Origin of the sequence: Caballeronia sp. NK8, assembly GCF_018408855.1 — a bacterium.
Lineage (GTDB): Bacteria > Pseudomonadota > Gammaproteobacteria > Burkholderiales > Burkholderiaceae > Caballeronia.
In genome coordinates this window covers 457,746-481,514 of sequence record NZ_AP024326.1, presented here as the reverse complement: position 1 = coordinate 481,514, position 23,769 = coordinate 457,746, and the positions used below count along the sequence as shown (strand labels likewise).

At 62.2% G+C, this 23,769-nt stretch carries 16 protein-coding genes and 1 pseudogene; 9 read left to right on the top strand and 8 right to left on the bottom strand.

The window, feature by feature from the left end; all coding sequences use genetic code 11:
• Positions 1-94 precede the first annotated feature (94 nt).
• From NK8_RS34980 to NK8_RS34965, 4 genes are all read left to right on the top strand, one after another.
• Complete coding sequence (locus NK8_RS34980; protein ID WP_213233965.1) at positions 95-1,336, top strand: CaiB/BaiF CoA-transferase family protein; 1,242 nt, start codon at positions 95-97, stop codon at positions 1,334-1,336.
• On the top strand, positions 1,333-2,109 hold the full coding sequence (locus NK8_RS34975) for an enoyl-CoA hydratase-related protein (protein WP_213233964.1): 777 nt from the start codon (positions 1,333-1,335) through the stop codon (positions 2,107-2,109). The genes NK8_RS34980 and NK8_RS34975 overlap by 4 nt, the downstream gene beginning before the upstream one ends.
• A gap of 30 nt (positions 2,110-2,139) precedes the next feature.
• Positions 2,140-2,961 carry an enoyl-CoA hydratase-related protein gene (locus tag NK8_RS34970; protein WP_213233963.1) on the top strand — a complete coding sequence of 274 codons (822 nt, stop codon included), beginning with the start codon at positions 2,140-2,142 and terminating at the stop codon, positions 2,959-2,961.
• A 63-nt stretch (positions 2,962-3,024) separates the two neighbouring features.
• Positions 3,025-4,398 carry an MFS transporter gene (locus NK8_RS34965; RefSeq protein WP_213233962.1) on the top strand — a complete coding sequence of 458 codons (1,374 nt, stop codon included), beginning with the start codon at positions 3,025-3,027 and terminating at the stop codon, positions 4,396-4,398.
• A gap of 49 nt (positions 4,399-4,447) precedes the next feature.
• Here NK8_RS34965 and NK8_RS34960 read toward each other — a convergent pair whose 3' ends face one another.
• A complete protein-coding gene (locus NK8_RS34960) occupies positions 4,448-5,824 on the bottom strand; it encodes an NAD-dependent succinate-semialdehyde dehydrogenase (RefSeq protein ID WP_213233961.1) in 1,377 nt (458 codons plus the stop codon).
• Positions 5,825-5,949: 125 nt separating this feature from the next.
• Here NK8_RS34960 and NK8_RS34955 point away from each other — a divergent pair, with 125 nt between their 5' ends.
• Positions 5,950-6,936: an AraC family transcriptional regulator gene (locus NK8_RS34955; protein WP_225936616.1), complete on the top strand. Its 987-nt coding sequence runs from the start codon at positions 5,950-5,952 to the stop codon at positions 6,934-6,936.
• A 1,024-nt stretch (positions 6,937-7,960) separates the two neighbouring features.
• Here NK8_RS34955 and NK8_RS34950 read toward each other — a convergent pair.
• Positions 7,961-11,068: an efflux RND transporter permease subunit gene (locus NK8_RS34950; protein ID WP_213233960.1), complete on the bottom strand. Its 3,108-nt coding sequence runs from the start codon at positions 11,066-11,068 to the stop codon at positions 7,961-7,963.
• Entirely contained in the window at positions 11,065-12,084 is a 1,020-nt protein-coding gene (locus tag NK8_RS34945; protein ID WP_367657839.1) for an efflux RND transporter periplasmic adaptor subunit, read from the bottom strand. The genes NK8_RS34950 and NK8_RS34945 overlap by 4 nt, the downstream gene beginning before the upstream one ends.
• 365 nt (positions 12,085-12,449) lie before the next feature.
• Here NK8_RS34945 and NK8_RS34940 point away from each other — a divergent pair, with 365 nt between their 5' ends.
• Positions 12,450-13,895, top strand: a complete 1,446-nt coding sequence (locus NK8_RS34940) for an efflux transporter outer membrane subunit (protein ID WP_213233958.1) — start codon at positions 12,450-12,452, stop codon at positions 13,893-13,895.
• 411 nt (positions 13,896-14,306) lie between these two features.
• Entirely contained in the window at positions 14,307-14,948 is a 642-nt protein-coding gene (locus tag NK8_RS34935; protein WP_225936615.1) for a TetR/AcrR family transcriptional regulator, read from the top strand.
• Between the two features lie 265 nt (positions 14,949-15,213).
• Here the strand turns inward: NK8_RS34935 and NK8_RS34930 are convergent, their stop codons facing one another.
• The 3 genes and pseudogenes from NK8_RS34930 to imuA form a co-directional block, all read right to left on the bottom strand.
• The gene (locus tag NK8_RS34930; RefSeq protein ID WP_213233957.1) at positions 15,214-18,357 is read right to left on the bottom strand and encodes an error-prone DNA polymerase; all 3,144 of its coding nucleotides are present in this window, start codon (positions 18,355-18,357) and stop codon (positions 15,214-15,216) included.
• A 4-nt stretch (positions 18,358-18,361) separates the two neighbouring features.
• The gene (locus tag NK8_RS34925) at positions 18,362-19,834 is read right to left on the bottom strand and encodes a DNA polymerase Y family protein (protein WP_213233956.1); all 1,473 of its coding nucleotides are present in this window, start codon (positions 19,832-19,834) and stop codon (positions 18,362-18,364) included.
• Positions 19,758-20,465 (bottom strand): annotated as a pseudogene (imuA, locus tag NK8_RS43110) (translesion DNA synthesis-associated protein ImuA). The gene NK8_RS34925 and the pseudogene imuA overlap by 77 nt, the downstream one beginning before the upstream one ends.
• A 363-nt stretch (positions 20,466-20,828) precedes the next feature.
• Between imuA and NK8_RS34920 the strand changes: the two are divergent.
• Both NK8_RS34920 and flhC read left to right on the top strand, forming a co-directional pair.
• A complete protein-coding gene (locus tag NK8_RS34920) occupies positions 20,829-21,221 on the top strand; it encodes a flagellar transcriptional regulator FlhD (protein WP_367657838.1) in 393 nt (130 codons plus the stop codon).
• A gap of 2 nt (positions 21,222-21,223) precedes the next feature.
• The gene (gene flhC, locus NK8_RS34915) at positions 21,224-21,808 is read left to right on the top strand and encodes a flagellar transcriptional regulator FlhC (protein WP_213233955.1); all 585 of its coding nucleotides are present in this window, start codon (positions 21,224-21,226) and stop codon (positions 21,806-21,808) included.
• A 4-nt stretch (positions 21,809-21,812) separates the two neighbouring features.
• Here flhC and NK8_RS34910 read toward each other — a convergent pair whose 3' ends face one another.
• Together NK8_RS34910 and NK8_RS34905 are read right to left on the bottom strand one after the other, a co-directional pair.
• Positions 21,813-23,291, bottom strand: coding sequence for a 3'-5' exonuclease (locus NK8_RS34910; RefSeq protein ID WP_213233954.1), 1,479 nt, complete (start codon positions 23,289-23,291; stop codon positions 21,813-21,815).
• Between the two features lie 80 nt (positions 23,292-23,371).
• On the bottom strand, positions 23,372-23,764 hold the full coding sequence (locus NK8_RS34905; RefSeq protein ID WP_213233953.1) for a hypothetical protein: 393 nt from the start codon (positions 23,762-23,764) through the stop codon (positions 23,372-23,374).
• Positions 23,765-23,769: the final 5 nt, after the last annotated feature.

Here is a 23,769-nt window from a genome sequence, read left to right as displayed (position 1 = left end):
TTTCTAAATTGTCGATTGTCCGGGAGGCCGATGAGTACCTATTCTCGTCGGCAGATTCGTCGCAGTGACGAGTCACGAGACAGGACAATCACAAATGCCAAGAGACAGCCTCAACGGCGTGCGGGTGATCGATTTCTCGCATGTCCTCGCCGGACCGGTCTGTTCGATGACGCTCGCCGATCTCGGCGCGCACGTCGTCAAGATCGAGCCGCCCGACGGCGAGATCGGGCGACGCATCGGCCCGCCGTGGATCAGCGGTGAAAGCCCGGCCTTCATCAGCGTCAACCGCAACAAATACAGCGTCGCGATCGACCTGAAAACCGATGCAGGGCGCGAGGCCGTTCGCCGCATGCTGCTGGAGGCGGATGTGCTGGTCGAAAACTTCCGGCCCGGCGTGATGGCGTCGATGGGACTCGACTTCGACACATTGCGGCAAATGAATCCCCGGCTCGTCTACTGCTCGATCTCCGCGTTCGGCCAGACGGGCGCGAATCGCAAGCGGCCTGGCGTCGACGGCGTGATCCAGGCCGTCAGCGGTCTGATGAGCACGCTCGGCTCGACGAGCGCCGAGCCGCTCAAAGTCCCGATCCCCGTCGCCGACATGATGGGCGACTATCTCGCGTCGATCGCGATTCTCGGCGCGCTGCATCAGGTTCGCGCGGGGGGCGGCGGGCAGCATCTCGACGTGAGTCTCTACAACGCGACGCTGATGCTGCAGCAGATCGGCTTCGCTGCGTTCTTCGCGTCCGGAAGCGAACCGGAAAAGACCGGCAGTGCTGCGCCCTACGCGTGCCCGAACGAAGCGTTCCCAACGCGGGACGGCTGGATGATGGTCGTCGCCTACCATCCGGAACGATGGCACGCGCTATGTGAGGTGCTCGCTTCGCCGTCACTCGAAGCGGATCCGCGATTCGCCACCAACGACGACCGCGTGCGCCATCGCGCGACCCTGCATCACATACTCGCCGCGCGCTTCGTCGAACGCACGACTGCGGACTGGATGGAACGGCTCGCGCCACGCGACATTCTGTGCGCGCCCGTCGCAACCTACGGCGATGTCGTCGAAACAGCGGAGTACGCCGAATGCGGACTGGCGCAGACGATCGATCATCCGGTCGCGGGCGCGATGCGCACGCACGGTTTCGCGCTCGGTCCATCCGATCGCCCGAGCGCGCCGGATTTGCCCGCACCGCTGACGGGCCAGCACACGCTGCAGATGCTGGAGCGATACGGCTTCGCCGAAAGCGAGATCGCGGGCCTGCTGAACGCGGGCGTCATCCGCGTGGGCCGCGCATCGCGCGAAACCAGCGATGAAGACCGCAAGGTGAGCGCATGAGCGCCGCGATGATCCGGCACGAACGACGCGGACAGGTCGCGCTCGTGCGTCTCACGTCGGACAACCCGCTCAATCCGCTGACCGACGCGTTGATGGATCAACTGATCGACGTCCTGCTGCGCAACGACGCCGACGCGCAGGTTCACGCGACCGTTCTGACTGGGTCCGACAAAGCTTTCGCCGCCGGCGCGGACATCGTCGCGATGTCGAAGCTCGATTACGCAAACGCATTCTCGGATGACTACATCGGTCGTAGCTGGGACCGCATCCGCACGGCCCGCAAACCCATCATCGCAGCGGTAGGCGGCTATGCGCTCGGCGGCGGTTGCGAACTGGCGATGATGTGCGACATCGTCATCGCCGCGGACGACGCGCTCTTCGGCCAGCCGGAGATCAAGCTCGGCATCGTGCCGGGCGCGGGCGGCACGCAGCGTCTGCCGCGCGCGGTCGGTAAATCGACCGCGATGCTCGCGTGTCTGACCGGCGAGCCGCTCAGCGCCCGCGAGGCTCTGGCTTACGGACTCGTGTCGAAGGTCGTCGCCCGCGAACGGTTGATCGACGAAGCGATGCGCGTCGGCGAACAGATCGCGCGTCATTCGCTGCCGGTGATCGTCGCGATCAAGGAAGCCGTCAATCGGTCGTTCGAGTCGTCGCTGTCGGAAGGACTTCTGTTCGAGCGGCGGCTATTTCACGCGGGCTTTTCGCTCGCCGATCAGAAAGAAGGCATGGCCGCGTTTCTGGAGCGCCGTCAGGCGGCATTCCAGAATCGGTAGCGGCCGGGCAAACAATCAGGAGACTTCTTCGTGTCAACACATGCAAACGATGCCGGTTCACTGGTCGAATCGTTCGTCGATGACGGCGTGCTCACGCTCACGCTCAACAGCCCGAGCGACAGCAACGCGCTGAACGTCGCGATGACGGAGGCGCTGTCGGACGCGCTCGAGCAGATCAACGACCGGCGCGACGTGCACTGCGTGCTGCTGCGTTCGTCGTCGCCGCACTTCTGCACGGGCGGCAACGTGAAGGACATGCAAAGGGGCAGCGATCTCATGAGCGGCAGTGTCGAGGATGTACGCGACCGCCTGCATCGCAGCCTGCACAGAATCACGCGCGCACTGAGCGGTCTCGATGTGCCGTCGATATGCGCGGTGAATGGCGCCGCGGTCGGAGCTGGCTGCGATCTTGCGTTGATGTGCGACATCCGCGTGGCGAGCACGAAAGCCGTGTTCGCAGAGAGTTTCCTGCGGCTCGGACTGGTGTCGGGCATCGGCGGATCGTGGTTCCTCGCGCGGATCGTGGGCTATGCGAAGGCGCTGGAACTGACGCTGACCAGCGAGTTCATCGACGCCGAAGCGGCGCTGGGCCTCGGCATCGTGTCGAAGGTGGTGCCCGAGGACGCGCTCGACATCGATGCGCGGTCGCTGGCGAAGCGCATTGCGCAGAACCCGCCGACGGCGCTGCGCATGGCGAAGCGGCTCGTGCGCGAAGCGGCCGATGCGTCGCTTGCGACGACGCTCGAAATGGCGGCAAGCATGCAGGCCATTCTGTTGTGCGGTCGCGAGCACAAGGAGGCTGTCGACCGGTTTCTCGCGCAGCAGGCGGCGAAGAAGCGCACGCACATGTGATGCGCCTTACGGCCATTGCGTCGATCGCGCGGGGCCTCATGAACTGAAATACAGGAGACGACCATGTCCACCACTTCCGGCGCGCGACATTCAAAGCCCGGCATGCTGCGGATCATCGCGACATCGAGCCTCGGCACGATGCTCGAGTACTACGATTTCTTCGTCTATGTCGCGCTGACATCGACCTTGACGCACCTGTTTCTTCCATCGACGGACCGGACCGTCGCCGCAATGGCGGGCGTTGCCACCTTCGGCATCGCGTATGTCGCGCGGCCGTTGGGCACGATCATTTTCAGCCCGATGGCCGACCGCATCGGACGCAAGAAGACATTCGTCATCACGCTCGCGATCATGGGCATCGCGACAGTGGGTATCGGCTGTCTGCCGACCTACGCGATGGCCGGCTTGCTCGCGCCCATAGGACTGATCGCGCTGCGCGTGGTGCAGGGCATCGCGCTCGGCGGCGAATACGGCTCCGCGGTCGTCTACGTGATGGAGCATGCGCCCGCAGGCCGAAAAGGCATGGCGACGAGCGTGCTGCAAGGTACCGCGAGCCTCGGACTGTTGCTGGCGCTGGCGATCGTGTCGGCGCTGAAGTTCGCGCTCGATGCATCGGCATTCGAATCGTGGGGCTGGCGCGTCCCGTTCCTGATCTCGGCGCCGATCGTCGCGGTGGCGACATGGATTCGCCTCGGCATGACGGAAACGCCTGTGTTCGCGGAGATGAAGCAGGCGGGCCGTCTGTCGAAATCGCCGCTGCAGGACACCTTGTCGAGCGCGACGTCGTGGAAAGCGATCCTTGTCGCGATGTTCGGCGCGCAAGGCGGGACGTCGGTGTCGCTCTATACGTCGATCGTCTACATGCTGTACTTCCTGCAAAACGTGTTGAAGGTCGATCCTGCGCGCGCGAATATGTGCCTCGGTATCGCTATCGTCGTGGCTGCGCCGTTTTATCCCGCATTCGGCCGTCTGTCCGATGCGATCGGCCGCGCGCGTGTGATGCTGATCGGCATCGTGCTGTGGATACTTGCGGCATATCCTGCGTTCGCGGGCATCAGGACGAATGCGCTCGCAGGCGGCTGGGCCACGGTGACAATGCTCGTCGCGCTGCTGGCCGTGTTGACGGCGATGATCATGGCGCCGCTGCCCGCGTTCATCGCCGAATGTTTTCCGCCGCAAAGCAGGACCACGGGCTTCGGATTGTCGCAACAACTCGGCAATGTGCTGTTCGGCGGGTTTCTTCCGTTGATCAGTCTTTCGCTCGTCAATCTGACAGGCAACCCGCTTGCCGGCGTCGGGTACTCGATCGCGTCGCTGTTGCCCTGTCTTGCCGTCACGTTCTTCTGGGGACTGCGGCAGGATCGGCTCATCCGTCAGCGCAGTCGCGAAGTACAGTGCGCAAGCCCTGCGGACGCGGGCCAGTTGCCGGTACGCTGAGTCGACCATGACACGAGGCGCGGCATCGTGATGCCGCGCCTCGCATCGTTCAGGCGAGACCGCTCATGAGCGTGTATTTGACGTGCACATATTCTTCGATTCCATGATGACTACCTTCGCGCCCGTAACCGGATTGCTTCACGCCGCCGAACGGCACCGAAGCCGTGCCGACCGAGCCGGAGTTCAGGATCACCATGCCCGCCTCGAGGTTGCGCGACAGCCGGAACGAGCGGCTCAGCTGGCGCGTGAACGCATAGGCGACGAGACCATATTCGCTGTCGTTGCTGCGTGCAATGACTTCGGCTTCGGTGGAGAAGCGGTAGATCGGGAAGACGGGTCCGAATATTTCGGACGAGGCGATCGGCATATCGTCCGCGACATCGACGAGGATGGTGGGCGCATAGAAAAGTCCGCCTTTCGCGTGCGGATGTCCGCCGAGCACGACCTTGGCGCCGCGTTCGCGCGAATCGTCGACGAGCCTGGCGACCTTGTCGATGGCCGCGCGATTGATCAGCGGACCGACGACGAACCCCTCCTGCAGCCCCTGATCGACCGGAATCGCTTCGACGAGCGCCTTCACGCGCTGAACGAACGCGTCATGCACGCTGGCCTGAACATACACGCGGTTCGGCGAGATGCAGACCTGCCCGCTGTTGCGCAGCTTCGCGGACACGAGTGCCTTTGCGGCTTCGTCGAAATCGGCGTCGTCGAAGACGATGAACGGTGCGTTGCCGCCCAGTTCCATCGTCATCTTCTTGAGCGTGCCGGCGCACTGCGCGGCGAGCAACTTGCCGACTGCGGTCGAACCGGTGAACGAGATCTTGCGGATGCGCGGATCGTCGGTGGTGAGCTTGCCGATCTGCACGGGGTCGCCCGTGACCATCTCGAACACGCCTTCCGGAATGCCGGCGCGGCGCGCGTATTCGAGCAGCTTGTACGCGGTCAGGGGCGTTTGCTCTGCGGGCTTCAGGAGGATCGTGCAACCTGCTGCGAGCGCGGTCGCGACCTTGCGCGTGATCATCATGAACGGAAAATTCCATGGCGTGATCGACGCGACCGGCCCGACAGGTTCTTTCGTGACGATCACCGCTGCGTCTTTCGCGTGAGTGGGGATGGTATCGCCGTACATGCGTTTCGCTTCCTCCGCGTACCATTCGACGAAGCCCAACCCATATTCGATTTCGCCGAAAGCTTCCGACATGCACTTGCCGTTCTCGCGGCAAATCAGCTCGGCGAACGCGGTCTTGTCGGCGCTGACGAGGTCGAACCATTTGCGCAGCAGTTCGCTCCGCTCGCGTGCCAGAGTGCGCGACCAGGCCGGAAAGGCCGCGCATGTGCGGTCGATGGCGGCGCGCACCTGCGCTTCCGAATGATGTTCGACTTGCCCGACGACCGTGCCGTCGGCGGGATTGAGTACATCGATCATGCTTGTTCTCCGAGGTGAGTTGACTTGCATGATCGAATGTTAGGGATGTGGCAACGTGACGAGAACGCGTGATCGTCTGCGAAGCTTGCCTGATCCTATGAACACGCCTTTATCGAACCCAAAGCATGAAAACGCACCGCTCTCCCGGATTGCCGACGATGGAAACCGAAGCCGCAGCACTGGCTCGCGTGCATGCTTCGATGGTGAGCCGGCTGCTCGAACTCGCGCCGAACGAAGGCTATAACGCGACGCCGATGCCGGACATTCGCCTGTTGCGATCGAACCGGCCGCTCACGCGCACGCCGGTGCTGTACGAGCCGGGCATCGTCTTCATCGCGCAGGGCCGCAAGCGCGGTTATCTCGGCAACGAGGTCTATGTCTACGATGCACAGCACTATCTGGCCGTTGCGTTGCCGCTGCCGTTTTCGATGGAAACCGACGCCACCGCCGACGAACCGCTGCTCGCGGTCTACGTGCGTCTGGATCTCACGCTCGCCGCCGATGTATTGCTGCAGATCGACGAGCGCAATGGCGTGGTGCCGGGCGAGCCGGGCGGCATGGCCACGACGAGGCTCGATCTGGCGCTCGGCGAATCCGTGCTGCGCTTCCTCGACGCGATGCGCGACCCGCTAGAAGCCGCGCTATTGGGGCCGACGCTCGTCCGCGAGATTTACTTTCGCGTGTTCATCGGCGAGCAGGGCGCTTCGATGCGCGCCGCGCTCGACCTCGACGGAAACTTCGGGCGCATTTCCAAGGTGCTGCGCAAGATTCATTCGAGCTACGCCGAAGCACTGACGATTGAAACGCTCGCAAGGGAAGCGGCCATGAGCGTGCCGTCGTTTCATATGCACTTCAAGGCGGCCACGAAGACGTCGCCGCTGCAGTACATCAAGTCGACGCGACTGCATCAGGCGAGGCTCCTGATGGCGCGTCAAGGCATGACAGCCGCCGCGGCGAGCGCGCGAGTCGGCTATGAAAGCGCGTCGCAATTCAGCCGGGAGTTCAAGCGGCTCTTCGGCGGCACTCCCTCGGAGGAGTTGCGGAGGATGAAGCGGCATTTTCCAGTGCCGGAGGCGAAGCCCGGATCGTCGCTGTACGTATCGTCCCACTAGTCTGTCAGTCGCATGCTTCACACTGTTCGCTGCTAAAGTTCGACGATAGAGGCTCGAGCGATGTTGCGGTTCGTTGGCGAGGTGATCAAGTTAGGACTTTCCGGCTCCACGCATCATTCCAAACACCAGCGGGCCGGCGGCCGTGCCAAGTGTTGGCAGCACGAGTTTGCATTACTGTCGTCGAAGCACTGAGCAGCCGTTCAACCTTCCATGAGAGACGTTCAGAAGGCTGGATAACGAGTGGCGCAAAAGGGTCGCGTGCCGCCGATGGCTGTCGGCAGTGACCGGCCATGAAGCGTCATGCGAACGTACCGCCAACAAGACATTCAGCCGTTCGTTCTAGTCACTGAGCAGTCATTCGCCGAATGCCAGGGATGTCAGATCAACCTATGTTTTTCCCGTCGAGTGTTCCAACCGAGCGATATCTTTTTCGGAACTATTCGTTTTATTTACCCGCGCAACCTGCGCTCCGCACGTTTGCGTGATTCCACGATGTGGCTGGCGCCGACCAATGCCTCTGCCGTCAATATGATCGTAATTCGCCGTGTAAACTTGCACTTCTGACCTTAAATTGAGGCGGTCGAACAGAACGGTAACAGGATCTTCAAACATCATGCGGAACGACGAGTTTCGCAAAATATCTTGTGAACCGTTTCATACAAAAAAAGATCTTGGGTCTTAGCTGCAGACCCAGGATAAACCCGGTGACAGGGGGAGGAAATTCCACCGGAGAAAGAAAATCGTACGGCTGCACTGGGACCCTAGCAGAGGGTTTTCATGTTCACGTCTTACATCGCTCTGCCCGTAACCGATTTCACGATGTCGCGATTGCGCTGCTCGAGTGCGTCAGCGCTGATGTCAGAAGGATTCCTCCCTGACATGTGATTGCCAAGGCTCGCTGAATCGCCACCCGGCGACGGTTGCGAGTGGACACCCGCGCATGCTGCGCAAGCGCCGCCTAGTACCAGAGCGGCGAGCTCCTTTACGAGGCCAGCCATATGACTGCGTTTCATTTAAACCATCCTTATTCAGAGAGCGTGGTGAGACGATGCGTCTGTGCCAGCGCGCGCGATTCCTCGCGCGGCGTTGGCTTGATGCGATACCAGATCGAGTACAGAGCTGGCAGGAACAGCAGCGTAATCACCGTGCCCACGGCCGTACCGCCGATTAGCGTGAAGGCCATCGATCCCCAGAAGACCGAGAAGGTCAACGGGATGAACGCCAGCACCGCTGCCATGGCGGTAAGCACGACGGGGCGCGCACGCTGAACGGTTGCCTCGACGACCGCGTGAAAAGGATCGAGCCCGGCTTGCTGGTTGGTATGGATCTGCCCGATCAGGATCAGCGTGTTGCGCATCAGGATCCCCGACAAGCCGATCAGCCCCAGGATTGCGTTGAAACCAAAAGGCTGGTGAAAGATCAGCAAGGTCGGCACGGTGCCGATGATCCCCAACGGCGCGGTGAGAAACACCATCGCCATCGCGGAGAACGACCTCACCTGGATAATGATGATCGTGAGCGTCAGCAGAATCATCACGGGGAAGATCGGCGCGAGTGCGGCATTCGCCTTGCCGGCTTCTTCAATCGAGCCGGCCGTCTCGATTCGATAGCCAGGCGGCAACGACGCAATGACCGGCGCAATCGCCCGCTCTATTTCATGCGAGACATCCGGCGGCTGAAGCGATTCGTCGATATCGCCTCTCACGGTGATAGTGGGCGTTCGATCCCTGCGCTTCAGAATCGGGTCCTCATAGCGCGTCTCCATGTGACCGATTTGAGAGAGCGGGATCAGGTGGCCGTCGCTGCCGGTCAGGTTCAAATCTCCGACGCGCGATGGATCGAGGCGTTCAGGACCGGCGCTGCGCGCGAACACGTCGACGGTACGAATGTCCTCGCGGAACTGGGTCACGGGAACACCCGTCAGCAAGAACTGCAGTTGCTGGGCGGCATCGGCCGAGGTCAGTCCGATAGCGCGCAGGCGGTCCTGATCGAGTATGAAATGAACGGTCGGCGCGCGTTCACTCCAGTCCTCGTTGACCTGGCGCATGTGGGGGTTGGCGCGCATGATCGCCGCCACTTTTTTGGCGATGACACCGACCTTGTCGACGTCGGGTCCCATCACCCGGAACGCGACGGGGAAAGGCGAGTAAGGACCGAACACCAGTTGCGTTACCCGCACGCGTGCCTCGGGGACCAGTCCGTTCGCCACGTTTTCGCGCAGGCGGACCTTGAGGTTGTCACGCGCTTTTTCGTCGGGCGTCAGTACCACAATCTTCGCAAACGACGGATCCGGCAACTCCGGGTTGTATGAGAAGAAAAAACGGGGAGCGCCCTGACCAATGTAACTGGTCACGACCTTCGCCTCGGGTTGCCGCTTGAGCCACGCTTCGACCTTGGCGGTCGCGGCACTCGTCGCCTCGATGCTCGTGCCCTCGGGCATTTGCATTTCGATCAGCACTTCGGGCCGGTCCGAGGTCGGGAAGAATTGCTGGTTCACCACGGCCATGCCGCCGCCGACCGTCAGGAAGGCCAGCAACACGGCGCCCGCTATCCAGAACTTGCGACGCACTGCCCACGTCACCGCCGAGCGGAATTTTTCGTAGTTTGGGGTGGCGTAGATCGCCGCGTGCCCTCCCTGAGTGGGCTTGATGTCCGGCAGCAGCTTCACGCCGAGGTAAGGCGTGAAAGTGACCGCGACAATCCATGATGCAATCAGCGCATAACCAACGATCCAGAAGATGTTGCCGGCGTATTCGCCGGCGGTCGACCGCGCGAACCCCACCGGCGTAAATCCGATGATGGTCACGAGCGTACCCGCGAGCATCGGCGCCGCCGTGTGACTCCACGCGTACGACGCAGCCTTGACTCTCTCGACACCCTCCTCGAGCTTCACCACCATCATCTCGATGGAGATGATCGCGTCGTCGACCAGCAGACCGAGCGAGATGATGAGCGCGCCCAGCGTGATGCGGTCGAACACCCGGCCTGTCATCAACATGATGACAAAGACCGCGCCGAGCGTGAGCGGCACCGCAGCCGCTACGACGATTCCCACGCGCCATCCGAGACTCACCAGGCTGACCAGCATCACGACGCCAAGCGCGACAAAAAACTTCAGCATGAATTCGTCGACCGCTTCACGGATATTGACAGCCTGATCGGTGATCTTTTTGAAGCCGACGCCAACCGGCAATTCCGCCGATATTTGCTTCTCCTCCGCTTCGAGAGCCTTTCCGAGATCGAGTCCGTTCCAGCCGTCCTGCATGACGACGCTCAACACCTGCGCGTTCTGACCGTTGTGCCTGATCAGGAACGTGGCCGGGTCCTCGTACCCTCGCGTGACGTCGGCGACATCCGACAGCCTGAACATGTGTCCGTTAGAGACGACCGGCATTGCCTTGATCTGCCGGAGATCGTCGAACGCGCCGTCCAGCCGGATGAATACCTGCGGACCGTTGGCGTCGACCGATCCCGCCGCAGTCAACGCGTTCTGTCGCTGCAAAGCGTCGAAAATGTCGCGCGCGTTGATACCCAGGTTGGCCAGCTTCGCATAAGAGAACGCAACGAAGATGCGCTCCGGCCGCTCACCCAGAATGTCGACTTTCTTGACACCCGAAACGTGCAGAAGACGCTGCCTGAGAGACTCCGCTTCTCTCGTCAGAAGTCGGGGCGGCAGGCCAGGGGCTTCCACCGAATACAGCGCGAAACTGACGTCCGAGTACTCGTCGTTGACGAACGGGCCTAAGGCTCCGTTCGGCAATTTATGGCTTTCGTCACCGAGCTTCTTGCGCGCCTGATAGAACTGTTCCTGCACTTGCGCCGGCGGGGTGCTGTCTTTCAGAGTCAGCGTAAGAAGCGCGAGGCCGGGCCGCGTGATCGTCTCGGTGCGGTCGTACCATGTGAGTTCCTGCAGCCGCTTTTCGAGAGGCTCCGCGACCAGGTCCTGCATCTGCCTCGCGGTTGCGCCCGGCCACACCGCGGAGACCGTCAGCACCTTGATGGTGAAGGCCGGATCCTCGGCCCGGCCGAGTTTCAGGAAAGCAAAAACGCCCGACAGGCTGATGGCGATGATCAGGAACAAGGTGACCGCGCGCTCACGGACCGCGAGCGCGGAGAGATTGAACCTGTTCATTTTGCGTCTCCATCCGACGACGCGAGCATGTGCTGCTGATTGGACGGTGTGACACGCACTTTCTCACCGTCGTGCAGCAGATGGGCGCCGAGCGCCACGACCTGGTCGCCAGGCCGCAGCCCAGCGACGATGTGCGCTTCTTCTTCGCCCACCGTACCGACCTTGACTGCGCGAAATCCGATCGTCGAGGTTTTCGTATCGAGCAGCCAGACGCCGGGTCCCGTGCCGGGATCATAGAGTGCGGATACCGGCAGCGTGACCTGCCCCGCCGTGCTGTCCTCGCTAAGGCGCACGGTGACCGTTGCGCCCAGCGGCGCCGGGTTGTCCGCGCCTTCCAGAACAAATCGGGCGGCGTACGTACGCGTCTGCAGGCTCGCGGAGCTGGACAGCTCTCTCAACCGTGCAGCGATGGACTTCTGATCGACGCCGTACACCGACGCGACGCCCACCGTGCCCAACGCCGGCCGCACGTTTTCCGGAAGATCGACGGCCGCTTCGCGTTGTCCGTCGCGTGCGATCGCGACCACTGTTTGACCCGCGATCACGACTCGTCCCGGATCCGCGAAGGTATTGGTCACGATGCCGTCCACGTCGGACACGAGGACCGTGTACCGGTCGGCATTTTTCGCGACGCCCTCCTGTGCCAACGCCGCGTTGAGCTGCGCGCTGGCGTTTTTCTGCGCGGCGACGGCCTGGTCGTACTGTTGCGCGGACACGGCGCCCTGCTCAACGAGCCCGGCGAGCCGTTTCAGATCCGCGTTCGCCTGAACGGACTTTGCCCGCGCTGCCTCGACTTCATTCTGCTGCGCGGCGGAGCCCAGCGCGAGATCGGTCGGGTCGAGGCGCATCAACACCTGACCGCGCACGACGTGCTGCCCAATGTCGACGAGTCGCTGTATGACCTTCCCTCCGACACGAAAGCCGATATCGCTTTCATAGCGGGCGGCGACCACGCCCGTGAAACTGCGCTGCACGTCGCCGGCTTCGGCGACCGTCGCAATCGCGACGAGCGGCACCTCGGTGCGCGGGTCTTGCGGGGCAGGCTTGCTACAGGCCGTGAGCGACAGCGCAGCCACCAGGCCGATCAACGGCGGGTACCAGATTCGATGAATTCGCATGGCAACTCCTATGTGTGGCCGCATTATGATTTTAAGTTACGATTCAGTCAATACGTAACCAATTGATTTTTGCTTCGCGATCAGTTGGTCGTCTTGTCGTCTCAGCCCAGGTCCTTAAGATCCACATAAAACATTGATTAATAGATGGTTTATAAAAATACTTAGCGTGGCGACCGGAGTCAGTCTAGACAACCCAATCGAATCACTTTGACTTCAAGTAACGATAATATACACTTGTAACTTCCAACAAATCGAGTCTACGCATGTCCCCCCTCTCAGTGAAACGTCAATCTCTTCCCGCGCTGCTGCTCACTGTCTTCACGTTGGCCGGCTGTGCGGTCGGCCCTGACTACAAGCCTCCAACCGCCCCAATGTCGTCATCGTTCCAAGGTGCGGAGGCACTCAATGAGCGTGCCGGCGCACCGACGCCGGAGCTATCGCAATGGTGGACAGGGTTCAAAGATCCGGTGCTGAATCGCGTGGTCACGACCGCGCTTGCGCAGAACCTCACACTGGCGCAGGCGGCCGCGCGCGTCGCGCAGGCTCGCGCCACGACACGTGCCGCGCGAGCGGCGTTGTTGCCTGCGGGACAGATGAACGTTCAGGCCGCCGCAGCGCATCAGTCGCTGGAGGATCCGCTGGGCCGGGTCGAAAACTCGCAACCTGGCTTCGATCGCAACTCGCCGCTCTATCAGGCAAGCGCGGGCGTCAGTTGGGAAATCGACGTGTTCGGAGGGCTTCGGCGAAGCGCCGAGGCGGCCCAGGCGGACTACCAGGCGGCCCAGGCATCGAGCGTCGCTGCACGGCTATCCGTGATTGCGGAAACGGCCGACACCTACGTGCTGGTCCGCACGGTGCAAGCGCGTCTTGCCTTGGCCCAAGAGCAAACCGCGACGCAGCGACGGCGCGTCGACCTGGCGCAGCTTCGGTATTCGCGCGGCGTCGCACCCGAATTGGAATTGCGTCAGGCGCAAGGAGCGCTTGCGACGACCGCCGCCAACGTTCCGGTTTTTGAAGCGGCGCTCGTGTCCGCGCGCAACGGGCTCGACATATTGATGGGCATCGAACCCGGCACCGTCGACGAGGCGCTGGATTCGCCCCGGCCCATTCCGCAGGCTCCGGGCATCCAGACGGCGGACGGTCCGGCGTCGCTGTTGCGGCGACGCCCGGACATCATCGTGGCCGAGCGGCATCTGGCTGCGTCGAACGCGCGAATCGGGCAAGCCATTGCCGGGTACTACCCGACGATTTCCTTGTCCGCGCTCGTCGGCTCCGCGACGACGGTCGCCGGTAACGTCTTCACGGGCGACGCTGCCTTGGCGCAAGGCGTCGCCGGACTGCGGTGGAGGCTGTTCGACTTCGGAACCGTGGACGCCGAGGTTCAGGCGGCCAAAGGGAAAAACGCGGAAGCGCTCGCCGCCTATCGCCTGAGCGTCCTTCAGGCCACCGCCGACGTCGAGGATGCGTTCTCGCTCGTCGTCAAGCGCGAGGCACAGGAGCAGCAACTGGCCCTCGGCGAAACGGCGCTACAGCGTGCACGCGTGTCGGCTCTCGCGGCCTATCAGGCGGGGTCCGAAAATTATCTACAGGTGCTGGATGCGGACGACCGATTGCAGCGGGTTCAGGACGAGAGAATCGTTGCGCAATCGGACGCCGCGCGCGCAGCCGTCGCCTCGTTTCTGGCCATGGGAGGCGGTTGGGATGAGTAAGGTTATCGGCCATACAGTCGAAGACGAATTCGCACCTATGACTTCCACGACCGAGCCGAGCTATTGGCGGTTGGCGCTTGGGGCGGGGCTGCCTCATTGAAGGATGTAAAATCCTTGCCGACGTTCGAAGTCGTGCCGGTTCCTGCCTCTTCCACGAGCAAATATGGACCAGTCGGGAAAGCAACTTGCGCCGTGGTAGTTCAACCTAGGCGATGATCCGCTTCAGCATGGGTGACATACACCGAGACGCAGGTCGCGTACAGCGCGTCTGAAGGGTGACCGAGAGGTGCGAACGGCGCGGTCTGAAACTCGTTTTCGTGGCCGAGCATGGTCACACTTCGTCGGTCAATCTCAAGGGACGCCGCGCGCAACTCTAAATTGGCCGACATCTCTTAGTGCGCCACCTGGTAAATGAAGGATATGGCAGAGTTTATCGACACCACTGATGGCGCTCCAGCGGGCCAACGAGGCCCAGCAGAGCATGAACGCCGCACTCAAATCCTGAAGGCGGCCGACGAACACTTCCGTCATTATGGCTACTCGAAGACGAGTGTCGCTGCTCTTGGGCGTGCAATTGGTGTATCTGCTGCGTATATCTATCGATTTTTCGATTCCAAGCAGGCAATCGGCGAGGCCGTCGTCGCTCACGTGTTAAGCGAAATGGATGCGGGTCTGCACGAGATCGTCGTTAGACGCGAACCGGCCACTGCCCGCTTGCGGCGATTGCTCCTTACAATGATGCAATGTAGCTGTGACCGGTTTCTGAAGGACAGGAAGGTTCACGAAATCGTTGTTGTAGCGATGGAACACAACTGGTGCGCCACGGTCGAGCATCAACATGCCGTCGAGAGTGCGATCCGCCAGGTGATTGTCGACGGCCGGGAGTCCGGTGAGTTTGAGAGGAAATCACCGCTGGACGAAATATGCAGCGCAATCGTCGCGGCCTCGTTGTGTTTCTCGCATCCAAAATTACTCGAATCGGAGTCGAACGAAGAACTCGAGCACCGCTTGACCATTGTGACGAACCTGGTTTTGCGCAGCCTCGCTCCTTGAGGCAGCGAGAGGCTTCGCATTGGAAGAGGCTCCATTGAGCAGAACGGCCTGTCCCTTGCTGGGCTGTGCAAACTTCCGATCAGTGATGTGGCTTCCCACTGCAATACGTTGTGTCTGCGAAATGTTCTCGACGCCCGGGGCTGACGATCGCCTTATTGAGGCGCGTAAGGCTGCCAGATCGTAGAAGAGTCCGTTGTACCTCGGAAGCGGTCGGCGAGGCGCAGGTGTATTGATTGACCGATCCGGGTCGGTTCCCGTCAGCTGGTCAATGGAAGTTGCGGCTCGACGTGGCCAGGTTGCCGAGGAGCGCGGTCATGTCGACGAGTCGATTCGCGACGAGGTGCTTCACCTCGCCTTCCTTTTGCCAGACGCCATAGACGCCGAGGAGGGAAGCGCCAAGCGCTTCCTTTCTGAACTTCTCGACCAACGACGGCCAGACAATCACGTTGATCTGGCCGGTCTCGTCCTCCAGCGTAATAAAGAGGACGCCTTTCGCTGTGCCCGGTCGCTGACGCACGGTCACGATGCCGCATGCCTTGGCAAGCCGCCCGTTCGGATATGTCGCAAGCTTCGACGCGGCGAAGATCTTCTTCTCGTTGAGCCGTTCACGCAGCAAGGCAAGAGGGTGCCGGTTCAACGTCAGGCCCGTCGAGCGATAGTCGCTAACGATCTCCTGCGCCTCGTTAGGGGCCGCGAGTATCGGCAATTCTTCCTCGCGCGTGGCGGCACGCAACAAGTCTTTGTCGGGTACGGCTGCTACTGCCTGCCAGAGCGCCTCTCGTCGGTTGCCGGATAGAGCCGAAAGCGCGTTCGCGTCCGCAAGCAGCTGCAGGTCGCGGCGATCGAGGCGGGCACGATTTGCAAGATCGTTGACCGACTCGAAAGGACGCACCGCTCTCGCGGCCTCGATTCGCGCGGCCGACTCGTCCCGCATGCCGCGAATGAGCGACATGCCGAGACGCACTGGCGCCATTGAGCCGTCGCCTTCTAGAAACGAATCCCAGTTACTGATGGTGACGTCGATCGGCAGCACGCGCACCTTGTGACGCTTCGCGTCTTGTACGAGCTGCGAAGGCGAGTAGAAGCCCATTGGCTGGCTGTTGAGCATCGCGCAGAGGAACGCTGCTGGTTCATGGCACTTCAGCCAGCAACTTGCATAGACGAGCAGGGCGAAGCTCGCTGCGTGGCTCTCCGGAAAGCCGTATTCGCCAAAGCCCTGGATCTGCGCGAAGATTGATTCAGCGAACTCGCGGTCGTAGCCACGATCGAGCATGCCGTTCACGATGCGATCGTAGTAATGCTGCAGTCCGCCTTTCCGCTTCCACGCGGCCATCGCGCGACGAAGCTGGTCGGCCTCGCCGGCACTGAAGCCTGCTGCGAGCATCGCAACCTGCATCACCTGCTCCTGAAAGATCGGTACGCCGAGCGTGCGGGCGAGCGCCGTTTCCATTTCGGGGGAGGGGAACGACACGGCTTCCAGTCCTTGCCGCCGGCGCAGGTACGGATGGACCATCCCGCCCTGGACCGGTCCCGGCCGCACGATCGCCACCTCGATCACGAGGTCATAGAACTGGCGTGGCTGTAGGCGCGGCAACATGCTCATCTGTGCACGCGATTCGATCTGGAAGACGCCGACGGTATCGGCCCGGCAGATCATCTCGTACGTCTTCGCGTCTTCTGCCGGAATGTCCTGCAATTCGAATGGCTCGCCGCGCTGCTTGGCGATGACGTCGAGCGTGCGACGGATCGCCGATAGCATCCCGAGCGCGAGCACGTCAATCTTGAGCAGCCCAAGCGCTTCGAGGTCGTCCTTATCCCACTGAATCACGCTGCGATCGACCATCGCGGCGTTCTCGATGGGCACGAGCCGCGAGAGCTTGCCGCGCGCAATGACGAAGCCGCCGGTGTGCTGTGAAAGATGGCGTGGGAAGTTCAGCAACCGCGACGCGAGGCTTGCCCACTGCTGGATGATCGGCGTCGACGTATCGAGTCCCGATTCAACGAAGCGATTGAGCAGGTCCGCACTGGAGTCGAACCAGTGATGCGACTTGGCCACCTTGTCGACGATGATCGGATCGACGCCCACCGCCTTGCCCGAGTCCCGCAGCGCACTCTTGGGCCGATATGTCGTCACGGCGGCCGCCAGCGCCGCGCGGGTACGCGTGTACTTGCGATAGATGTACTGGATGACTTCTTCGCGCCGCTGGTGCTCGAAGTCCACGTCGATATCCGGCGGCTCGCCGCGCTCCTTCGAGATGAATCGCTCGAAGAGCATGGAACTGCGCGCGGGATCGACCTCCGTTACGCCCAGGCAGTAACAGACCGCGGAGTTCGCCGCCGATCCGCGCCCCTGACACAAGATTCCCTCGTTGCGCGCGAAGCGGACAAGGTCGTACACAGTCAGGAAGTACGGTTCATATCGAAGCTCCGCGATCAGCGCGAGTTCGTGCTCGATCTGCGTCTGCACCTTGTGCGGAATGCCTTTGGGAAAGCGGCGATGCGCGCCGATGTACGTTTCCTGTCGCAGGTAGGCGGTTGGTGTCGTGCCTTCAGGGATCAGCTCGTCGGGATACTCGTAGCGCAGTTCATCCAACGAAAAAGTGCAGCGATTCGCAATCGTCAGCGTCTCGGCCAGCGCCCGCTCGGGATAGAGATTCGCGAGCTGCAGCCGGGCGCGAAGGTGTTGCTCAGCGTTCTGCGCCAGTTCGAACCCGCACTCGGCAATCGACCGGCTTAGGCGCACGGCGGTCAGCGTATCGTGCAGCGGCTTGCGAGAGCGCACGTGCATGGTGACGGCGCCGGTGGCCACGATCGGTACGCCGTGCTGGTCGGCGACGTACTCGACGATGCCGCGGTGGATTTCGTCCATCGCGCGGGCGTGGAGCGTAAGCGCAACCCAGCAGCGGCCCTCGAACGTGCGGGCAAGCCATTCCATCTGCGCATCGAGTCGCTCCTCCTTCGCCGGATACTCGGGCGAGAGGACGACCAGGCAGTCGGGCAGCCCCTTCAGGTGGTCAAAGGGTGCTTCGGCCCGCGCCAGATCGTTCGGCGTCAGCAGGTAGGTGCCTTTGGACGTGCGTGTGCGCGCGAGCGTGATGAGTTCCGACAGGTTCCCATAGCCATTTCGGTTCATGGCCAGCGCCGTGAAGGCGAGGGCGGGCGTGCCGTCGGCGTTCGTCAATTGAAAGTGCGCGCCGACGATGAGCCGGATATTTGCTTCCTTGGCGGCCACATGCGCGCGGACGATGCCGGCGAGCGAGCACTCGTCAGTGATCGCGATCGCGAGATAGCCAAGCTGCTCGGCGCGCAGAATCAGTTCTTCCGAGTGCGAGGCGCCGCGCAGGAACGTGAAGTTGGAGAAGCACTGCAACTCGGCGTAGCCGGGCAGCATAGAGGTGTACACGTCCATCGCTTCACCCGAACAGGCCGTGCAGGAACCATCGAGGATCTTCTTCGGCGCGGCTGCCGACGCGCTCCCGGTAGATCCAGTAGCAGGTGTGGTCGTCGGCTTCCGCGACGAAGTAGTCGCGCGTGACAAGCTCGCCGCCCCACCATCCCGCTTCGACGCGCTCACCGGGCGATACCGTTCGTAGCGGACTGCCGTAGAACGGCCGGTGCTGGCGCGTCATCAACTGGATGGGTGTCTCCAGCAGCCATGAAGGGCGCGGTTGATCGCCGGGCAGCGGACAGCCTTTGACGTCGCTCGACTCCGGCACCCAGTTCGATACGATCTCGGGTCGATGGTCGGCCACGGGCGCCGCGCGCAAGACGTTCTCATGGCCAAGCGGCGCGACGAGCAGTTCCATCAACCGATTATGGTCGGCCGCGCTCCCGCCTGGCTCGGGGAATAGTGAGTCGGACGGCGGCTCGGCCGCTTCGACGTCATTCACTTCAAGTCGCACGGCGATGACCGCGGCCGCCAGCTCGACGCGTCCAAGCCGCTCTTTGAGCAAGCGCGTCAGGTGTTCCTCGTGCCAAGTCGGCTCGGCGAGCGCGACTTCAATCGTCGTTGGCGGCAACGCTGCGCGGCCCCGCTCATGTTCGAGTTCGACCGAGAAGCGCATAAGGGCGAGCTGCTTGCTCGCGAGCCAGCCGGTCAGTTGCACAATGAGCCGCCGCCCGACGAAGAGGACGGCTTCCGCATGCTCGACGCGATCCGGCAACTCGATACGTGCGTTAAACGAGGGGGGCGGCTGGACCCATTCATAGAGTTCGGGCGCTTCGCCGACGGCGCGATCGAGCGTATCGAGCAGCGCGGTACCGCAGCGCTTTTTGAGACCGGCGCGCGGCAAGCGCCGCAGGTCCGCGACGCTCGTGCATCCGAGACCGTCGAACCAGTGGGCGTAGCGTCGCGCTTCCAACACCAGCAAGGCGGGTAAGCGGGGCAATTGACGCATCAGCGAGCGGATGGAGAGACGGCGGCCGCCGCGATAACGGGCCATGAGCCATGCGCTCTGGCCGGTGGGCGCGACGGTCATCCGCACCGTGAAACCGAAGGCCGCAAGCGAGGCGCGGATCGCGCGTCTGAGCGCGCGCACCCCGCCGAATAGGCGCAAGCTTGCCGAAACGTCGACCAGCACCGTCTGCTCCTCAGCGATCGACACTTGCGGACTGAACTGCATGAGGGCGGTGGCCACGTCCGCGACGGCCTGCTGCTCCTTCAGTTCGTCTTTGTCGTGAATGCGCGCATCGGGCGCGAGCGTGAGAACGCCGCCTTTGCGCATGCCTACGCGAACGCCTGCGTCGTGCGCTGCCTGATCGAGCGCGACGACACGCTCGTGATCGAGCACCACCAGGCCGGAAGTCGTATCACTCGTGGACGACCAGCTCGGCTGGAAGACTTCTCGGCTGAGGTGCGGCAGATACACGCCGATCCACACTTGCATGGCGATTCAACAGGATAGGCGAATGGGTCAGTCCAACAACAAGCGGTTCGTCACGCGCTGGACCGCGGCGCTTCACGAACTCCAATGAAACGCTGTCGCGCGCAGGGCGCACAGCAATGCGAAGCGGGGCAGGCGACGTATCGCTCGCAGCGGCGAGCGGCCGGACCATGAAGAACAACGACTCGCTCGTCTGTGCGGCAAGGTGCAGGCGGCGTAGCGCTTCCGGTCGCACATGCGTTTGCCAGAAGATCAGTGCGCCGAACGTCCCCGCACGAAGGATCTGCTCGCCCGCCCAAAGCGCATCGGCGGTCTTCTGAGCGCGCGCGACGTTGATCGACGTCTCAGGCAGACCCCGCTACGCCGCTGCTTCCGGCTGAAAGCGGTGCGGCGGCTGCAGGAAAGCAATGCGCCGTTGGGCGACAGCCCTCAGCGCCGGCAGCAGCAATCGCATTTCGCCAACGCCCGGCTGCTGCACCAGCAGGTCGGTCAGCGCGCACTTGGGCCAGCCGCCCCCCGGCAGTTCTGCGGCAAGCGTCTCAGATCCACACGGCACGACGTTCACGCGAGCAGAGGCCAGCTGCGAACCCCGCCACAAACTTGGATGAATGTCCTCGAGGGCTAACGCTCCTATGTAGTACCCCGTACTGTATGTTTGTACAGTAGTCTACACGATGCAGATAGCGAATGGTCCCGACCTTCAGAGCGGCAGGCTGGGCTTCGAGCGAACTGGCAGAGGTAACTCTGTCGTTTTCTTGCATCAGTCGGGTAACTCCCTACCGGGTAGACATTACCGATCTTCCTCGTCGTTCGCAGGGAGCGGTCGCGGGAAGGAACGTGCAAGTGGCATGCCTATGAGCAATAAAGCCAAGGTTTGAGCGACGGTCTCTAGTGGTTCGGCTTTGCGAACGGATTGAAAAGCGGAAGAAATTCCTTTCTTCGCCAACGATTGCGCGAGTCCGTTTTGGTGTAGCAAACGATTTCGACGTGTAACTAAATGTTGCAAACCGCCATATGTAGTCAGACAATTCGCTCACGCCCTGACGAACGGCGCAATGAGCAAGTCCAATTCACTATCCAGTCCGCCGCCATGATCCACGCTTCTTCTGACCTTGGTTCTATCCGCGAATTGAACCTGTCGTACTTGATGCTCGCGCAACGCGTCCTCGCATCGGATCGCGAGGCGGCACAGTCGCATCTGGGGCTCTCGACGGAAATGGCGGATACGCTGCTCACGCTCTCCCCGGCGCAAACTGAAAAACTCGCGTCGTCGTCGCAAGTGTTGTGCTTCTTTCGCATGAGCGCCGATGCGATGCTCACGGGCCTCGCCGGTCGCAGCAGCGAAGCGGCGGTTTCCGCCGTTGCAAATGACGCTCTTCTGGCAGCCTAATCATGACCACCACCACGCCTTTGAAGCGCCTCGCTGACGAAGCTGCTCAGGTCATGCGCGCGATCGCGCTGATCAAGCTCGGCGCTCGCATGCAAGTGCTGGAGTCGGAAATTCCGACGATCTCGCGTGAGCGGCTCATTCGCCTGTATCGAGAAGTGAAGGGTGCGTCGCCGCCCAAGGGCATGCTGCCGTTTTCGGAGGACTGGTATCTGACGTGGGCACCGAACATCCATACGTCGATGTTCGCGAACGTCTACGCCTTTCTCGAAGCAAACAGCAAGGGCTTGGACCGCGTGGATTTACTGACTCGCGCGTACTCGCTCTATGCCGAGCACTTCGACATGATCGGCGAGCCGCTGCAAATGGACCTGACGCGCGCCTGGACCTTCATCCGTTTCAAGGACGCCGGCATCCTGCGTCTCGCCGGCTGCACGCGTTGCCGCGGCAAGTTCGTTGCGCACGCCCATGAGCCGTCGCATTCGATGGTGTGCGGCATTTGCCAGCCGCCGTCGCGAGCAGGCAAGACGAAGGCGGCCGCGAAAGCCGCGCTCGAGCGCGACGCCGCCTTGCAGGCAAAGGCGGCCTGAGCGTTTATCCGCGAGCGGCCTTCGGCACGTTGAAAAGCCGAAGCAGTTCGTCGCGAACATCCGAGATGTCGAGCACGTGCTGCGCGCGCGTGAGCGCGACATACAGCAGCCGCATCTCGTCCTCGTCCAACGTCAGCCGCCCATCGACCATCTTGAAGCGGAAGTCGTTGACGATCCGCACCCGCTTCCATTCCAGTCCCTTCGCCCGATGGATGGTCGAGATGACATAGTCAGCTTGGCCTTCGGGTGTCTGACGTCGAGCGAGCGCACGCAAGTAGTCGGTACCGCGATCGTCGACGATCTCGACAACAGGCAGCAAGTCGCGCCCGACCGCGCTGCGCGCAAATGCTTGCGCCTCTTTCCAGTTCTCGAATAGCGATAGGGCGGTTGGCCGGAAAGCTCGTCTCCCGTTGAGCAACTGATCGGCGCCGTCAGCAAAGGCGATGATTTCGCTTGGGTTCATGCGAAGCGCCGGTCGATGCCCCATCTCAATGCCCGCCGCGAACTGCCAGATTGCCGTTGCATTCTTTCGGCAAAGCACCGCGTCCACAGGCGGCTGCACTGACGGATCTTCGACCATGATCGAGCCGATGCTCGGCTGGCCTCGGATCGGTGTCGTCTCTCCAAGTATCGCGAGCACGCAGCTCGCGAGTCCCGCGAAAGTCGGGCCGAAACGGAAAGATTCGGTCAGCGGCCGCTCCGGCGCATTGATCTGCGCCATCGCGTTGACCGCACCGCGCCATTCATAGATTTGCTGATACGGGTCGCCTACGTAGATCTTCTGCGCGTGTCGTTGCCGGGAGAGGACGGACAACATGATGCCGTCGCTGTCCTGGGCCTCATCGAACAAGATGAAGTCGGCGTTGATACGCGGATTCGATTGCGCCCACACCTTCAGATAAACGTCTGGCTGTATCGCCTTCAGGCCGCGAGGGTTGATGCTTTCCGCCCATAGCCGCCCAATGCTAGGCGCAAGCTGCTCACGCAGCCAGTCGGCCGCGTCGTCACGGATCTTTTCGTCGACCGGTATGTGGAAGGGCTGCGGCGTATCGTCGGCCGACCGGCAGAAGCGGCCGAGACCGTCTGCGATCATCCGGCCGACCTCAAACGGCGCGACCTCCGCATTCTTTCCTGAGATCGTCGGCACTTCGATAGGACCGAACCCATAACGGGCGGCCAGTTCATGTGGTGGCTCTGACGGCAGATTAATGCGGGCGGTCAGCCACGTGGGGGCGCTAGCGTAGGCCAGCGAATGGACCGTGCGGGCTGAGACGTTGGCCGGAAAGCCCCGGCGCGCCGAGTCCGCGATCTCCTTGTTGAACGCCAGATAGCTGCCGCGCTGGCCAGTAAGCTGCTGAGCGACGAGCCGAAGCGTCGAAGTCTTACCTGCGCCGGCATACGCTTTAACTTTCAGGTCGCCGCCGCCTTTCGCGGCCTCGACGACGGCTTCCTGTTCCGCCGTGGGTTTGTATGCCTTGGCCACCGATCGCTCTTCCAACGAAAAGAAGTAGTGTGCCCCAAGTCGACCGACGGGCGCCGCTGCGGCCGCCGCGATATCGGCTGCTACTTCCGCCCGTCGGCGGTGAAGCAAGGCGGGAAGATGATCCGACCGAGCTCGTCGCGGTCGACGGAAACATCCGGATTGTCCAGCATGTTCTCGACGTCCTTGACCTCGGGCAACGGTGGCCAAGGCCAAGCCTTTGTCGCCCATGCTGGGATCTCGGATTGCCGAACAAAGCTGAACTCTTCCGGCTCCTCCCAGATCGAGTCAAACGTTTCGTTGAGAATTTGCTCCATATACGCGACGTGCTCAAGGCGCATCGACCACCAAGCGCCGCGAATGCGGTCTTCGCCGGCGATCACGGTGCGCGACTCAAGGTCGAGCACGAACCGGTGCTTGGTGTAGGGGTCACTACCCCACAGCGAATCCCATTCTCCGACCGCATAGCGTTGCATCTACG

Bases quoted from the DNA above. Each gene is read 5' to 3' on its own strand.
- NK8_RS34980 (WP_213233965.1), top strand. From the start codon at position 95: ATGCCAAGAGACAGCCTCAACGGCGTGCGGGTGATCGATTTCTCGCAT.
- NK8_RS34975 (WP_213233964.1), top strand. From the start codon at position 1,333: ATGAGCGCCGCGATGATCCGGCACGAACGACGCGGACAGGTCGCGCTC.
- NK8_RS34965 (WP_213233962.1), top strand. From the start codon at position 3,025: ATGTCCACCACTTCCGGCGCGCGACATTCAAAGCCCGGCATGCTGCGG.
- NK8_RS34960 (WP_213233961.1), bottom strand. From the start codon at position 5,824: ATGATCGATGTACTCAATCCCGCCGACGGCACGGTCGTCGGGCAAGTC.
- NK8_RS34955 (WP_225936616.1), top strand. From the start codon at position 5,950: ATGAAAACGCACCGCTCTCCCGGATTGCCGACGATGGAAACCGAAGCC.
- NK8_RS34950 (WP_213233960.1), bottom strand. From the start codon at position 11,068: ATGAACAGGTTCAATCTCTCCGCGCTCGCGGTCCGTGAGCGCGCGGTC.
- NK8_RS34940 (WP_213233958.1), top strand. From the start codon at position 12,450: ATGTCCCCCCTCTCAGTGAAACGTCAATCTCTTCCCGCGCTGCTGCTC.
- NK8_RS34935 (WP_225936615.1), top strand. From the start codon at position 14,307: ATGAAGGATATGGCAGAGTTTATCGACACCACTGATGGCGCTCCAGCG.
- NK8_RS34930 (WP_213233957.1), bottom strand. From the start codon at position 18,357: ATGGACGTGTACACCTCTATGCTGCCCGGCTACGCCGAGTTGCAGTGC.
- NK8_RS34925 (WP_213233956.1), bottom strand. From the start codon at position 19,834: ATGCAAGTGTGGATCGGCGTGTATCTGCCGCACCTCAGCCGAGAAGTC.
- NK8_RS34920 (WP_367657838.1), top strand. From the start codon at position 20,829: ATGTTGCAAACCGCCATATGTAGTCAGACAATTCGCTCACGCCCTGAC.
- flhC (WP_213233955.1), top strand. From the start codon at position 21,224: ATGACCACCACCACGCCTTTGAAGCGCCTCGCTGACGAAGCTGCTCAG.
- NK8_RS34905 (WP_213233953.1), bottom strand. From the start codon at position 23,764: ATGCAACGCTATGCGGTCGGAGAATGGGATTCGCTGTGGGGTAGTGAC.